At 67.3% G+C, this 12,750-nt stretch carries 16 protein-coding genes and 1 pseudogene; 11 read left to right on the top strand and 6 right to left on the bottom strand.

Features of this window, described 5'->3' with window-relative positions:
• Positions 1-74 precede the first annotated feature (74 nt).
• Positions 75-529 (top strand): annotated as a pseudogene (locus ACF1A1_RS39005) (IS5 family transposase); the annotation flags it as partial.
• On the opposite strand, the gene ACF1A1_RS39010 reads toward ACF1A1_RS39005, so the two are convergent.
• Positions 519-875 carry a hypothetical protein gene (locus tag ACF1A1_RS39010; protein ID WP_392006905.1) on the bottom strand — a complete coding sequence of 119 codons (357 nt, stop codon included), beginning with the start codon at positions 873-875 and terminating at the stop codon, positions 519-521. The pseudogene ACF1A1_RS39005 and the gene ACF1A1_RS39010 overlap by 11 nt on opposite strands.
• A gap of 65 nt (positions 876-940) precedes the next feature.
• Here ACF1A1_RS39010 and ACF1A1_RS39015 point away from each other — a divergent pair, with 65 nt between their 5' ends.
• The 4 genes from ACF1A1_RS39015 (at position 941) to ACF1A1_RS39030 (ending at position 4,037) form a co-directional block, all read left to right on the top strand.
• On the top strand, positions 941-2,587 hold the full coding sequence (locus ACF1A1_RS39015) for an RHS repeat-associated core domain-containing protein (protein WP_392006906.1): 1,647 nt from the start codon (positions 941-943) through the stop codon (positions 2,585-2,587).
• Positions 2,588-2,658: 71 nt separating this feature from the next.
• A complete protein-coding gene (locus tag ACF1A1_RS39020; protein ID WP_392006908.1) occupies positions 2,659-3,081 on the top strand; it encodes a hypothetical protein in 423 nt (140 codons plus the stop codon).
• A gap of 257 nt (positions 3,082-3,338) precedes the next feature.
• A complete protein-coding gene (locus ACF1A1_RS39025; RefSeq protein WP_392006910.1) occupies positions 3,339-3,683 on the top strand; it encodes a hypothetical protein in 345 nt (114 codons plus the stop codon).
• A gap of 6 nt (positions 3,684-3,689) precedes the next feature.
• The gene (locus ACF1A1_RS39030; protein ID WP_392006912.1) at positions 3,690-4,037 is read left to right on the top strand and encodes a hypothetical protein; all 348 of its coding nucleotides are present in this window, start codon (positions 3,690-3,692) and stop codon (positions 4,035-4,037) included.
• Positions 4,038-4,135: 98 nt separating this feature from the next.
• Here the strand turns inward: ACF1A1_RS39030 and ACF1A1_RS39035 are convergent, their stop codons facing one another.
• Positions 4,136-4,654 carry a transposase family protein gene (locus ACF1A1_RS39035; RefSeq protein WP_392006914.1) on the bottom strand — a complete coding sequence of 173 codons (519 nt, stop codon included), beginning with the start codon at positions 4,652-4,654 and terminating at the stop codon, positions 4,136-4,138.
• 9 nt (positions 4,655-4,663) lie between these two features.
• On the opposite strand from ACF1A1_RS39035, the gene ACF1A1_RS39040 reads away from it, so the two are divergent.
• From ACF1A1_RS39040 to ACF1A1_RS39050, 3 genes are all read left to right on the top strand, one after another.
• Entirely contained in the window at positions 4,664-5,149 is a 486-nt protein-coding gene (locus tag ACF1A1_RS39040) for a hypothetical protein (protein ID WP_392006916.1), read from the top strand.
• Positions 5,150-5,199: 50 nt separating this feature from the next.
• A complete protein-coding gene (locus ACF1A1_RS39045) occupies positions 5,200-5,676 on the top strand; it encodes a hypothetical protein (RefSeq protein ID WP_392006918.1) in 477 nt (158 codons plus the stop codon).
• Positions 5,677-5,748: 72 nt separating this feature from the next.
• Entirely contained in the window at positions 5,749-6,582 is an 834-nt protein-coding gene (locus tag ACF1A1_RS39050) for a transposase family protein (RefSeq protein ID WP_392006920.1), read from the top strand.
• Between the two features lie 58 nt (positions 6,583-6,640).
• On the opposite strand, the gene ACF1A1_RS39055 is transcribed toward ACF1A1_RS39050, so the two are convergent.
• Entirely contained in the window at positions 6,641-7,015 is a 375-nt protein-coding gene (locus ACF1A1_RS39055; RefSeq protein ID WP_392006921.1) for a hypothetical protein, read from the bottom strand.
• Positions 7,016-7,483: 468 nt separating this feature from the next.
• Between ACF1A1_RS39055 and ACF1A1_RS39060 the strand changes: the two genes are divergently transcribed.
• The 3 genes from ACF1A1_RS39060 to ACF1A1_RS39070 are packed head-to-tail and all read left to right on the top strand — an operon-like array spanning position 7,484 to position 10,937.
• Positions 7,484-7,981, top strand: a complete 498-nt coding sequence (locus ACF1A1_RS39060) for a hypothetical protein (protein ID WP_392006923.1) — start codon at positions 7,484-7,486, stop codon at positions 7,979-7,981.
• Between the two features lie 41 nt (positions 7,982-8,022).
• The gene (locus ACF1A1_RS39065) at positions 8,023-9,288 is read left to right on the top strand and encodes an MFS transporter (protein WP_392006925.1); all 1,266 of its coding nucleotides are present in this window, start codon (positions 8,023-8,025) and stop codon (positions 9,286-9,288) included.
• A 14-nt stretch (positions 9,289-9,302) separates the two neighbouring features.
• Positions 9,303-10,937 (top strand): ABC-F family ATP-binding cassette domain-containing protein, encoded by a 1,635-nt coding sequence (locus ACF1A1_RS39070; protein WP_392006927.1) that lies wholly within the window; start codon positions 9,303-9,305, stop codon positions 10,935-10,937.
• Here ACF1A1_RS39070 and ACF1A1_RS39075 read toward each other — a convergent pair.
• From ACF1A1_RS39075 to ACF1A1_RS39085, 3 genes are all read right to left on the bottom strand, one after another.
• The gene (locus ACF1A1_RS39075) at positions 10,915-11,490 is read right to left on the bottom strand and encodes a LuxR family transcriptional regulator (RefSeq protein WP_392006929.1); all 576 of its coding nucleotides are present in this window, start codon (positions 11,488-11,490) and stop codon (positions 10,915-10,917) included. The two genes, ACF1A1_RS39070 and ACF1A1_RS39075, sit on opposite strands and share 23 nt — an antisense overlap.
• A gap of 61 nt (positions 11,491-11,551) precedes the next feature.
• Complete coding sequence (locus ACF1A1_RS39080) at positions 11,552-11,686, bottom strand: hypothetical protein (RefSeq protein ID WP_392006931.1); 135 nt, start codon at positions 11,684-11,686, stop codon at positions 11,552-11,554.
• A 246-nt stretch (positions 11,687-11,932) separates the two neighbouring features.
• Complete coding sequence (locus ACF1A1_RS39085) at positions 11,933-12,202, bottom strand: hypothetical protein (RefSeq protein ID WP_392006933.1); 270 nt, start codon at positions 12,200-12,202, stop codon at positions 11,933-11,935.
• Positions 12,203-12,750 lie beyond the last annotated feature (548 nt).

Here is a 12,750-nt window from a genome sequence, read left to right on the forward strand (position 1 = left end):
CGCAGCCCGATCGCTTACGAGACAGCTTCCGAAACAACATCAACTACGCTGACACCAGCCGCATAACCCGTGTCCAGGACTCGGGGTCAGGGCCCAAGAGCGGATCGAAAATCCACCTGATCACCGACCGGAACGGGCTCCCCCTGTCCCTGGGCATCTCCGGCGCCAACATGCACGACAGCCTCGGCCTGGAACCGCTCGTACGCGGCATCCCGCCCATCCGCTCCCGACGCGGCCCGCGCCGCCGGCGTCCGGCCAAGCTCCACGCCGACAAGGGGTACGACTACGACCACCTGCGCCGATGGCTACGCAAGCGCGGAATCCGCCACCGCATCGCCCGCAAGGGCATCGAGTCCTCCAAGCGGCTGGGCCGCCACCGCTGGGTCGTGGAGAGGACGGTGTCCTGGCTCGCCGGATGCCGCCGCCTGCACCGTCGCTACGAACGCAAGGCCGAGCACTTCCTCGCCTTCGTCGGTCTGGCGGCGCTTTGATCGGATACCGCCGCCTGACCAAGTCCGTCAGGACCTGAGTCGATTCTGCTGAGGATCGAAGCAGACCAGCCCCATCGAGTCCGCGAGAGCCGCTGCCCAAGCGGAGACCTCCTCAGCCCTGCTCCAACTCATCGGGAAGTAGACGAGCGGGCCACCGGCCCCGCCGATCAACGGCCCTGCGGCCCAAGGCGATGCGTCCTCCACATCATCAGTCACGTCACCCCACCGCTCAACAAGCGCGGCAACGTAAGCCGCGATGCGCTCGGTCGGAGGAGAGTCCACATCCGGCTCCAGGTAGCGGTCGAAGAGATCGGTGAAGACTCGTCCGGCGGTCCTGTCATCCGCCGGCCGCTCTCCTTCCCAGACGGCCAAGTCGTAACTCATGCCCGGAGGCTCTCACACCGCAATGACAAGACAACGTGGACGGCGGACAGGCACCAAAAGAAACGATGTCTTACTGGACCAGCTACACCTACACCGCGTCCGGCCAGCGGGCCACCGAGACCCGCAACACGGCGGTCCAGACCCCGGTCACCACCACCTACTGCTACGACCCCGCCCGCAAGCACGCCCTGAAGTCGACCACGACCGCGGCCACGTGCGACCCGGCGGCGGCCGCCCAGTACACCTACGACGCGGCCGGCAACACCGAGACCCGCGTGGAATCCGCGGGCTCCACCACCAAGCAGTCCCTGCTCTGGAACTCCGAGGGCCGCCTCGGCAAGCTCACCGAGAGTACCGCGGCCACCGACTACCTCTACGACGCCGACGGCACCCTCCTCATCCGCCGCAGCACCGCCACGGACGGCGAGACCGTGCTGTACCTCGGAGCCACCGAGGTGCACCTGAAGAGCGGCAAGAAATGGGCCAACCGCTACTACGCAGTGGGCGGCGCCAACATCGCAGTGCGCAGCAACGCGTCGGGCACTGAGAAGGTCCATTACCTCTCCGGTGACCACCACGGCACCAGCACCGTCTCGATCAGCAGCGACAGCACACAGTCGCTGAGCAAGCGGTACACCACGCCCTTCGGCACCAGCCGCGGCAGCACCGTCGGCACCTGGCCGGACGACAAGGGCTTCCTCGGCAAGAGCGCCGACAGTTCCACCGGTCTCACCCAGGTCGGCGCCCGCGAGTACGACACCTCCACGGGTCAGTTCCTCAGCGTCGACCCGCTGCTGATGCCGGACCAGCACCAGTCGCTCAACGGCTACGGCTACGGCTACGCCAACAACAACCCGACGACCGTCGCCGATCCGTCCGGACTCGGCGTGCCCGAATGCCACACCGGTGAGATCTCCTGCACCGGCGGCATCCCGGACACCGAGGAGGAGCGCAAGGCCAAGGGCGGGAAGCCGAAGAAGAAGAGCGCCGCTGGCACCTCGTACGTCTACAAGGACGGCCGCTCCGGCAGCGCCCCGCCGGGCGCGCCGCGCTACTCGCGCAGCATCGAGGAGATCCTGTTCACCAACCACGAGATCGCGGCGATGCTCCGCAAGGAGCGGGTGAACCAGATCCTCGACGGAGAGTGTGACCTTTCCGATCCCTGGAAGGAGATGGCGGAGGAAGTTGAGGACTCGGTTCGTTGTCTCGGTGGCGTAAGGGAAGGGTGCACGGGTTCCAAGCTGGGTGAGGCGCTCACCGACCTGTTCGGGGCGGACCAGGAAGACGCCGCGGAGATCATGGCACGAATCGATGAGTCCTGGAAGGCGAAAGGCACCCATAAGAAGGGGGGAGAATTCGCCTTCGACCACGACGAGTTTCAGATTGCCCTGACGCTTGCCATTACGGGCAAGTCGGTGATGTCGCGCAACGACAGGCAGTCGAATCCACACAGGGGTGACGCGTGGGTCGACGACAAGCGGGCTGACTTCAAGGCGATGAAGAGCCGGCGTGCAGACGGGATCAAGGATCATCTGAAGAAGGCTGATGTCGATCAGCAGGTCGAACTCGCGGTGGTGGATCTCCGTCCCGGTGGTATGGAGGAGGACGATGCGAGAGATGGACTTCGAATGTTCAGAAACAGTACGAGCAGAGGAAATATTCAGAGAGTGATAGTGTTCGGCAGGGGATACGCGATCGAATACGATCTGTAGTTCCTAAGGGTCCGGGGTCGTCTGACGGGCGGCTCCCGGACCCGCTGGGCAAAGAGACGGAGAGATACTCGGTGGGGAAGTTCGAGACGGCGTACGGGGACAGCGCGAGCGGCATCGATATCCGGGTTGGGGCGACCGGTGACGCGGAAGGATGCAAACAGTTCGGTGATCGGCTGTGGCTCGACGTCGCCCGCATTCTCGCGATCCCGCCTGACGAAAAAGTGGCTGTTGCGAAATTTGCGGGCTACAGCTATGAATTCAGAAACGCCGAGCTGATCGTGTCTGTGTATGTTGACGACGGGGAGCCGGGTTGGCCATTCGAGAAGGTGCCGGCGATGTTGAGCGGCTGGTCCTTGTCCGAGGAGGTCGAGACCTGGGAACTGGCGGAGAAGCTGTGCGACGGTCTGGCCGCGCTGGGCGGATATCTCCTGATTGCTTTCGACCCGGGTGGAATGCCGATCACCGCCAACTTCGACATCGGCGACGGCTGGTGAGCCGCCTCCTGCGCAGAACCGGATAGACGGCGGCCGTCGCCGGGCTGGTGCATGTCGCCGGCTGCGGAGACGCCGACGAGCGCCCCGCCCGATCCGCCGCCGTGCCCTCGACGCAGGCGCCCTTCGGACAGGACACCGTACGTCAGGCGATGGACGCTGCCGGCGTGGCGGCCGGTTTCCCCGAGGGAGAGACCGAAGTGGGCTTCCCGAAGCCTCGCCGGCCGACCGGAGCGGCGGCCACGGAGAAGGAGCAGAAAGTGACAGTCCTCGCAGCCCGGCTGTCACCTTGTGTGGTCACCTGGTCGTCCGACGACGCCACGGGCGCCTCCGGGGAGGCCGCCGCGAAGGCCCGTCGGCAGTTCGACACCATATTGGCTGACCTGGGCGCCCACGGCTGGAAGGGGACGACGCCCACCGAGGAGGTGTCGATGCAGAACGGCGGTATCCAGGTCATAACCACGTACCAGAATCAGGGCTGGATCCTGAACGCCCGGCACGGCAGCATGCGGCCTTGGGTCGAATCCAGCGCCATGGCGACGAAGGAGTCCTGTTTCGACCGCCTCACCGACGAGGAGATGGGCCTCCTCGAGGACGTGGACTGACAAACGTTGCTGCGTGTGCCGTTCAAGGGCGTTGTCGCCGCCACCCGCGGCAGCGCTGTCGGCACCTGGCCCGCGCGCAACGACAGTCGGCCGAATCCAAGCAGGGGTGACGCCTGGGTCGACGACAAGCAGGCCGACTTCGAGTCGATGACGAGCCATCGCAGTGACGGACTCAAGAAGCACCTGGAGAAGGCGGACCGACACCAGCAGGTGGACGTCGCCTACGTGGACCTGCGGCCCGGCGGAATGAGCGAGGACACCGCCAGGGACGGCCTCAGTCAGTTCTCCCACAAGGGGCGCCTGGAACGGGTCGTGATCATCGGCAGGGACTTCGTGATCGACGAGGACTTCTAGACCGGTCCGGGACGGGGAGCCGCCGCCCACCACGGCGGGCGGCGGCTCCCCGCCTTCCATGGCAACCTGGAGAGAGATCCGATGAGCCCTTTCCAACCTCAGGCCCATGCGATGTGAAGCGCGAGGACGGCCTGCACGAGACCGGTGATGCGGGTGGTGCTGCACCGCAGTTTGCGCAGGAGACGCCAGCTCTTCAGAGTAGCCATGGCCTGTTCGCCGACGGCGCGGATGCGGGCGTGGGCGACATTTGCGGCCTGCTGGCCGGAGGAGAGGCTGCGGTGTTTGCCGCGGAAGGGCACCCGTAGGGTGCCGCCAGCGCCCTGGTAGCCCTTGTCGCCGTAGCAAACCAGGCCGACCTCCGCCAAGACATCGATGATGCCGTGGGTGCGGGCAGCCTTGATGTCGTGCACGGAGCCCCCGCCAACCTGAAAATCCCTGGTCAGCAGGGCTGGTGTGACCGTGTTCCGGGGCACTCGTGCTGATCGTGGGCGGGAGTCCATCGAGAAGATCGTCTGCCAGAGGTCGGGACTGTCTCCGAAGCGGAGTCCGGAACAGCGCTCCGGTCCGTGCACCCGGGCTGGGAAACACGGTTCGTCCTGCTGGCCGGTGCATGCCATCCTGGCCCCGTGCTCCTGAACGATCGCTCCAGCAGTGTCGACCTCCGCCCAGTGCGTTATCAGTTCGCCATCGTTCGGGGCGACTCGTACGACGACAACTGGCTGGTCATTGACGGCACGGTGATGACTCCTGAGGGAGACTGGTCCTTCGCCGATGCGTGTCTGCTCACCGATGAGGCCCGCCAGGTGTCCGCGTGGCTGCGCGCGGTGGCCGCAGGGACGGTGGACGTCACCGAACCTGATGCCGAAGGTGAGCTGTCCCCGGACCTGTCGTTCATCGAGCCGGTCTTGGCTTTCAGCCTCGCCAATCGAATCGCAGGTGGGACCGCAGTGATTCGCGTTCATCTATCCCTGGAGGCGGCACCTCCGTGGCAACAAGGTGAGGGCAGGGCTGACATCTACCAGTACATCGTGGAGGTCAGGTTGGACGCCGCAGCGCTGCTTCGCGCGGCTGACCAGTGGGACCGCTCTCTGGCTTTCCTCCCGCCCCGCTGATCCCGACGCCCGGCATTCCCGGACAACCGATTCCCACCTGCTGGGGCCGGATGACCCTCTACGATCCGGTGCAGCTGGATCCCGAGTTGCTGGAACGGATCACCGCGCGGCGCGCGGAACTGGATGAGCTCGAAGAGCAGCTGGCCAAGCATCTGATAGAGGTCCGGGCCGAGCGCGATGAGCTCGCCGTTGCTGAGAAGGTCCTGGAACGGATGAGCGAGCAGATCGCCGAGGAACGGGCAGTGTTCGCGCCGGTCCCTGGGCAGGTGGGCGGCCGGGCGGTGATGGTCATCCCGCACCGTGCGGCGAATGTGGAGGAGACCATGCTTCCGCCGGACTACCAGCGCATTCTCTCCGTCGTGCGGCAGGCCGCCGGTCCGGTCAAGGCCCGGCAGGTCGGCGAAGTGCTGGGGGTGGACGTCGGCGTGAAGAGCAAGCTGGAGCCGTTGCGCGGGAAACTGATCAGGCTGGCCGACCGCGGCTGGCTGCGGAAACAGCCCGACGGACGGTTCACCACCCGGCTGTGACCATGGAAGCGTTGCCCGCGGGCGGTGCTGAGCGGCCGTAACCGGGGCGCTCCCGGCGGCTGTTGGAAATGTGTGACCACAACCGAAGAGCACACCGACAGCACCTTCCCGCTTGTCTATCAGTGCCGTCTGTCGCTGTCCACGCGCACCGTGAACCACCTCGCCGACTTGCTGCGGCGTCACCTGAAGGCGATTCGATCAAGGTGGCGGATCCTGCCGCCCGGGAAGATCGCGGTGATCGTCCTGGCCGTACTGCGCCACGACCAGCGCCTGGCTGACATGGCTGGCGGCAGTAGCGTCTCCGAGTCCACCGTCCGTCGCTGGCGCGACGAGGTGATCGCTCTCCTCGCCGCGCAGGCTCCGCGCGTGGACCGCGCGCTGAAGAAGATCGTCCGGCAGGGTGGAGAGGTCGTCCTGATTGACGGCACCCTGGTCCATACCCAGCGCCGCACCGGGAAGGACGACCGCAAGAACTACTCCGGCAAGCACCGCCACCATGGTCTGCACTTCCTCGCCCTCACTGACGAGAGGGGCCGCCTGGTCTGGATCTCTGCCGCCCGTCCCGGCCGCACCCATGACAACACCGCGGCCCGCCATGACCACATTCTGGCCCACCTACGCGCGGCCGGTCTCGGAGCGCTGGCGGACCTCGGCTTCCGCGGCCTGGACAACGACGTACTCGACCCCGTGATCGTCACCGGCTACCACTCCAGCCGCACCCACAAGCTCACTCCCGGCCAGAAGGAGGCCAACCGCGTACTCGCCGTCGGACGCGCACCGGTCGAGCACGGTTTCGCTCACCTCAAGAACTGGCGGATCCTCACCAAGCTCCGCACCGACCCCGCCCACGCCACCCAGCTCCTGCGAGCCCTGCTCGTCCTGACGAACCTCGAGATCAACCGCTGACAGACGATCTACGACGAAGACTTCCGCCCACGATCAGCACGAGTACCCCGGAACACGGTCACACCAGCCCTGCTGACCAGGGATTTTCAGGTTGGCGGGGGCTCAGTGCGTAGTCCCGTGCCGCGGCCGGATAGTCGGACGCGGCCGCCAGGCGCGCGCGGGCGAAGGCGAAGAACGCCGTCAGGCGCTCAGCCGTGGGCGGCAGCCGACGAGGGGTGTCGTCCCAGACATGCCTCAAGCGGTTAAACCGGCCCAGCGGGTCGCCCACCGCCCTGCCGTACAGGGCGCGGAGCTCGGTGGCGTAGCGGTCCCGGACGAAGCCGTGGAACGTACGAAGCATCTGCAGGTACTGGCGCCTGGTCCCCGCGGCCCGGCCCGCCAGCAGCAGTTGGCGGAGCATGGCGTCCACGTCGGCGGGCTCGATCTGCCACACCGGCCGGTCGAAGTGGTCGTTCCAGCAGGGACGTGTAGCAACTGATCGTCGTGTCGGCGAAACCCCGTACCACCCACGTCGAGACAAACGCCTCTGTGCAACGGGCCTGGAAAGCCACTCATCCCGCGCCTGGTTGACATCGGATTCCGAGGTGACAAGCCCGCCCTCGATCAGCCGAAGAAACCGCTCCCCCACACCACACCACCATCCCGCGACAACCCTCATTCAGGTGGCGCCTGAACCATGCACGTGCCACCGAAGCCATCAACGAGACACCAGAAGAAAAGCAACCCCCGCCTTACACATACCCCTCCAATCCACACGCCGGCCCCGGAAGGCGCTGTGCCTCGTCCAGCACCAGCACGCGAGGCTGTCATAGCGCGTTCACCAGCATCAGGTCGGCCTCCCCCGCCCCGCGCGGCAGACGCCTGCCCAGCTCAAGAGCGTCCGCAAGTAGTCCCTGCCGTGATGGCCGTCGTCCACAGCCTCGCCCACGGAGGCATCATCACCGCCTCCGGAGCCGGTACGGATGAGGCGTCCGCAGCCGAGCGCGCCCTCAGGGAGATCGCCAAAGCGCTGTTCTACCGGCGCGTGCTGCGTAAGACCGCGCCCTTCACCAGCAGCAACCCGGTAACCGTTGCGATCACCGAACCCTGGGAGCACGAGGCCTACTTCGCGCACGAACAGGTGCCGTCGGCCCTGACCGGCTTCTTGACGACCGGGACAGAGCAGCGTGAGCTGGCGTCAGCATCGACCTCTCTCGAGGGCCTGCGCAGTGTGGTCTCGGTGACGGACCTGTCCGCACACGGTCCTGACGAGGCCGCGTGGAAGATCGCCCGGGCCACATCGGAGCAACTGCTCACCGTGGACTTCGGCAGCCCCTCCCCCGCCTTCCGCGAGCGAATCAGGACAGTGCTCGGCGACGGTGCCGATATCGACGCGCGCTGGCCCCACCCCCTCGGATAGCGTCGCCCCTTGCCGCCTGCACAGCATTGGACCCCCCTCGGATGACACAAGCCAGTGTGCGGACCTTGGTCCGTGACCCCCGTTACCGGATGTTCTGGCTCGGCCAAGCCACCAGCACTCTCGGCAATCAGCTGACCATCGTCGTGCTGCCGGCGCTCGTCGTGCCCAGCAGAGGCGCCGGTACGTTCGGTCTGCTGCTCGCCGTCGAATCCGCGGTCATGGGCGTGCTGCTCCTTCTCGGAGGTGTCGTCGCCGACCGCTACTCGCGCAGCGTGGTGATGGCGGCGGCCGACGTCTTCCGCGTCATCGGCGTCGGCGGCTTCCTGCTCTTCGCCTCGCACGGGCCCCTTACGCCGCTGCTCATCGCCGCGGCTCTCACCGGCGCCGGCGCAGCGCTGTACGAGCCGGCCCACCGTGCAGCACTGGCTCAGGTCGTCAGGGAGGACCTGCGGCAGCGCGCCAACGCCATCGACGCCGCCACCAAGCGGGTGGGCGGGCTGATCGGGGCGCTGCTGGCCGGTGTGCTGCTCTCGGGCGTCTCGCCGCCCCGGACGCTTCTGGTCGACTTGGCTACATTCGTGATCAGCCTGTTGACGCTGGTGTGGCTGCGGCTGCCGCGTATCAAAGTCGAGCAGGAGCAGCAGGAGCAAGGGCTGCGCGCCGTGTTCGCCGAGGCCAAGACCGGACTGGTCGAGGTGCGGCGCCGTCCGTGGGTGGCGGCGCTGATGCTCCAGGGCACGGCACAGGTGTTCTTCCTGTTCGGCCCGAACTACGTACTCGTGCCGATGGTCAGTCAGGAGCGCTACGGATTGGAGGCGTTCGGCTGGGTGAGCGCCGCGACGTTCGTCGGCTCAGTGCTCGGATCCGTAGCCGGCGCCAGGATCACCTCCAACCGCCCGGGCCTTTGGGCCATGAACGCACTGGCGCCATGTCTGCTGACACCGGTGTGCCTGATGGTCGAGGTTCCGCTGTGGGGCTTCTGCGTGGCGGTGGGAACCGGTTCGGTCGGCGTCGGCTGCTTCATGGTCCTGTGGTACAGCTCGCTGCAGAACGAGTTCCCCGACGAGGTGCAGGGCCGGGTCTTTGCGCTGGAGGCCCTGGCCAGCTTCGGCCTGCAGCCTGTCGCGCTGGCCGCCGCTCCCCTGCTGGTCGCCCTGATGGGCATCACGCCGTTCGCGATTGTGGCGGTGATCGTCTTGCTGACGTCCACCTATGTGGTGCTCATCGTCCCCGGTGTCGTCCAGCTCGCATCGCCCGCGGCAGTCAGGAACCGCCTCGACCAGGCGGCAGTGACCACGATTTCGTAAGGAGCATTCACACCGTGGCCCAGCTTCGTTGCACCGGCATCACCTACGCCTACGGCGGTCTCACCGTTCTGGACGGGGCAGATCTGTCGATCTCTGCCGGGGAACGGGTGGGCATCGTCGCCCCGAACGGAACCGGGAAGTCGACCCTGCTGCGGATAGCCGCCGGTGACCTGGTCCCGGACAGCGGCAGCGTGACCCGCGCCCCGGTGACCGCCACCGTCATCCGCCTCGCCCAGGAGCGGGACATGCGCGACGGTGAGCCACTGAGCGACTATTTCGCCCGCCGCACCGGCGTCGCGCAGGCGCAGCAGGAACTCGACGCTGCCACCCAGTTGCTGGAGCGGCAATCGCCCGGCGCGGACGATGCCTATGCACAGGCGTGGGACCGGTGGCTCGCCCTGGGTGGAGCCGATCTTCCCGAGCGTGCCGCCGATGTCGCGGCCGATCTCGGGCTGCAACTCGATGCGCGAGCCACCATGGAGCTGTCCGGCGGGCAGCGGGCACGGCTGGCACTGGCTGCCGTGCTGCTGGCTCAGCCGGACATCCTGCTGCTGGACGAGCCGACCAACGATCTCGACGACGACGGCCTGTCCCGGCTGGAGCACCATGTCCGGCGCAGCCGGGCAGGCATCGCGCTGATCAGCCACGACCGGGCCTTCCTTGCCGCGACGGTGGACAAAGTCGTGGAACTGGACGAGTTCACCCGCCGCACCAGCGAGTACGGCGGAGGGTGGGACAGCTTCGTCACCGAGCGCGCCGTCGCACGCCAGCGCGCTGTCGAGGCCTACGCCGCGTACGAGGCCACCCGGCAGCAGCTGACAAGCGCGGCCCGCACGCAACGCGAGTGGGCCCGCCAGGGCGCGGCCCGAGCGGTCAACCCGCGACGGCAGCCCGACGGCGACAAGTTCCGCAAGGCATCGCGGCTCGCCGGTGCACAGAACACCGGTGCCGGCGCCGCCAAGGCCGAGCGGGCCGTGCAGCGCCTTGATACCGCAGCCCCTGAGCAGGTGAGGGAACCATGGCGGCTGCAGTTCACGATCGCTGAAACAGGTACTGCTTCGGGCACGGCGCTGTCCCTGCACCAGGCAGTCCTCCAACGCGGCGCGTGCCGTCTGGGGCCCCTCACTTTCGAGGTCGGTTTCGGAGAGCGTGTGCGGATCACCGGCCCCAACGGCAGCGGCAAAACAACCCTGCTGAGTGCCCTGCTCGGTCGCCTCCCGCTGGCGGAGGGCACCCAGCACACCAGCACCGCTGCCCGGCTCGGCGAGATCGACCAGACACGAGCCCTGCTCGACTCCGAGCGGTCCACCGCCGACATCATCGGCGACACCGCCGGCCTGGACGTCACCGAGACCCGCACACTGCTGGCCAAGTTCCGGCTCGGCCAGGACTTGGCGCTGCGGCCGGCCCAGTCGCTGTCGCCGGGCGAGCGCACCCGTGCCGGCCTCGCGCTGCTGCAGGCACGAGGGGTCAACTGCCTGGTACTTGATGAGCCCACCAACCACCTGGACATCGAAGCCGTGGAACAGCTCGAACAGGCGGTCACCTCGTTCAACGGCACGCTGCTGCTGGTTACACACGACCGGCGCCTGGCCGACGCCGTTCGCGTCGACCGCACCCTTGACGTCAGTGACTACCGCCGGCAGTGACCATCAACGGGCTCGTCTCCCGGGCCAGGGCGAGGCGCACCATCTCGGCCTTGTTCCCCACTCCCAGCTTCGCCCGGATCCGTTTCACATGGGTGTCGACCGTGTGCTGGCTGATCCCCAGGCGGCGTGCGGCCTGAGCGTGGGTGAGGCCGGCGGCGATGAAGTCCAGCACCTGCTCTTCCCTGGGCGACAGCCCTCCCCCCTCGGGCAGCGGCGGCACTGCGCCGGCAGAGGGACGAACCGTCAGCGCCGCGCCGTGCACGGCCCTGACCAGGTCTGCCGGAGACGACCGGTCCGGCAGATACTCGTCGATCCCGGGCGCCGCGGGAGGCGTTGCAGACATCAGCACGATACGCGCGGCCAGCGGCTTGCCGGCCGATGGCACATGGTCGGTCACCAGCACATCGAAGACCGGAGCAGCAACTGGCCCGGACTCGCGGTCCGGTCCTTCCGCATCCAGGACGCTGACGTGCAGGTCGGGAACGGTCGACAGCGCACGGTCCACGGCCCACGCGATCAGCGGGTGGCTGTGCAGAACCCCTACTCGATACATCGCTGTGCACTCCTCGCGCGTCGGCCGGGACAGCCGCCTCTTCGCCGCCCAGATGAAAGGCTCACTGCCATCCGGTGGTGTTGGTCGACGCCACCGGCGTCTGGGCGGCAGTGTCCGCCACCGCCGACTGAGCCGTGACCAGCGGTACCAGGGCCAGAAGGAACAGAACGAGAGCGCGGGCAGCCTTCTTGGGCATGACGAAGTACTCCTGTACCGGCAAAGCGGTTGCCCACCAGCGGAGGGCCGCCGCGGGCTGACATCAACCAGCTTTCCTGGCCTAAAGGGTCAGGACCAGTGATCTCCAGTGGACTGATCGGGCCATGGCATAGAACGTCCATCGCCGTCAGAGCCCAGCCAGTGCGTCAGCAGTTGCGGAACCAGCGCCGCGCGGCTGCTGGCCACCTGCAAGCCAGCCCCCGGCAGCAGCCTGGCCAGTGCACACTCAACGACACGGCGGGCAACCCGACTCGGCCTCCGCGACCGAAGATTCGGTCACGAACAGCCCGACGACCCACTCTCCTGACGCATCCGCTGCCACGCTGACATGGTCCACCGCGGACACGCCCGCCGCCTGCTCCCGCACCGCTGCGAGCAGCCCTTCGGGCACCACCGGCCGTTCCGCGGCCAGACCCGCCGGCTCCGGCACGGTGCTGGACAAGGTAGACGGCGAGGCAGTGTCCAGTGCGGCCAAACGCACATGAATGAGGTGCATGCACTCATCCTCCAGGCGGGCCATAGGAGACAACAGGCCGTCGAACTGGACGGTTTGGGCCTTCGCAGAAACCGGCCACAGGACCACCCGCCCCGGCCTGCTCCCGCGCGACTTCCGTCCCGACCCCGACCACGACCGACACCCGCTGGTACGGCGACAACACCTACACCCCCACCGACAAGCGGGCATCCCGCCGACCGGCCGGCCGGGCCACCGCCGACCACCTGCACACCAGACTGGTCGCCGAGGCAGTGCGGTCCGCCTGCCACCAACAATGCCCCAGCACAGGCCGGTACGGCCGACTGACGGCCGGACATCCAACCCGGCTGGCGGAAGAGCGAACCCCCGCTGCCGTACCACCAGCCTCAGCCGGAACCGAAGATCACCGACATCGATCCGCACCCAGCAACGAACCAAACCAATCCATCCCCACCAAACCAACAACACCCGATGGCGGGCCCTGACCCCGAGTCCTGGACACGGGTTATGCGGCTGGTGTCAGCGTAGTTGATGTTGTTTCGGAAGCTGTCTCGTAAGCGATCGGGCTG

The organism is Streptomyces sp. NPDC014995 (assembly GCF_043080745.1).
Lineage (GTDB): Bacteria > Actinomycetota > Actinomycetes > Streptomycetales > Streptomycetaceae > Streptomyces.

Coding starts and splice junctions, on each gene's coding strand:
- ACF1A1_RS39085 (WP_392006933.1), bottom strand. CDS start 12,202: ATGCACCTCATTCATGTGCGTTTGGCCGCACTGGACACTGCCTCGCCG.
- ACF1A1_RS39060 (WP_392006923.1), top strand. CDS start 7,484: ATGGCCGTCGTCCACAGCCTCGCCCACGGAGGCATCATCACCGCCTCC.
- ACF1A1_RS39075 (WP_392006929.1), bottom strand. CDS start 11,490: ATGTATCGAGTAGGGGTTCTGCACAGCCACCCGCTGATCGCGTGGGCC.
- ACF1A1_RS39015 (WP_392006906.1), top strand. CDS start 941: ATGTCTTACTGGACCAGCTACACCTACACCGCGTCCGGCCAGCGGGCC.
- ACF1A1_RS39035 (WP_392006914.1), bottom strand. CDS start 4,654: ATGGCATGCACCGGCCAGCAGGACGAACCGTGTTTCCCAGCCCGGGTG.
- ACF1A1_RS39065 (WP_392006925.1), top strand. CDS start 8,023: ATGACACAAGCCAGTGTGCGGACCTTGGTCCGTGACCCCCGTTACCGG.
- ACF1A1_RS39080 (WP_392006931.1), bottom strand. CDS start 11,686: ATGCCCAAGAAGGCTGCCCGCGCTCTCGTTCTGTTCCTTCTGGCCCTG.
- ACF1A1_RS39045 (WP_392006918.1), top strand. CDS start 5,200: ATGACCCTCTACGATCCGGTGCAGCTGGATCCCGAGTTGCTGGAACGG.
- ACF1A1_RS39010 (WP_392006905.1), bottom strand. CDS start 875: ATGAGTTACGACTTGGCCGTCTGGGAAGGAGAGCGGCCGGCGGATGAC.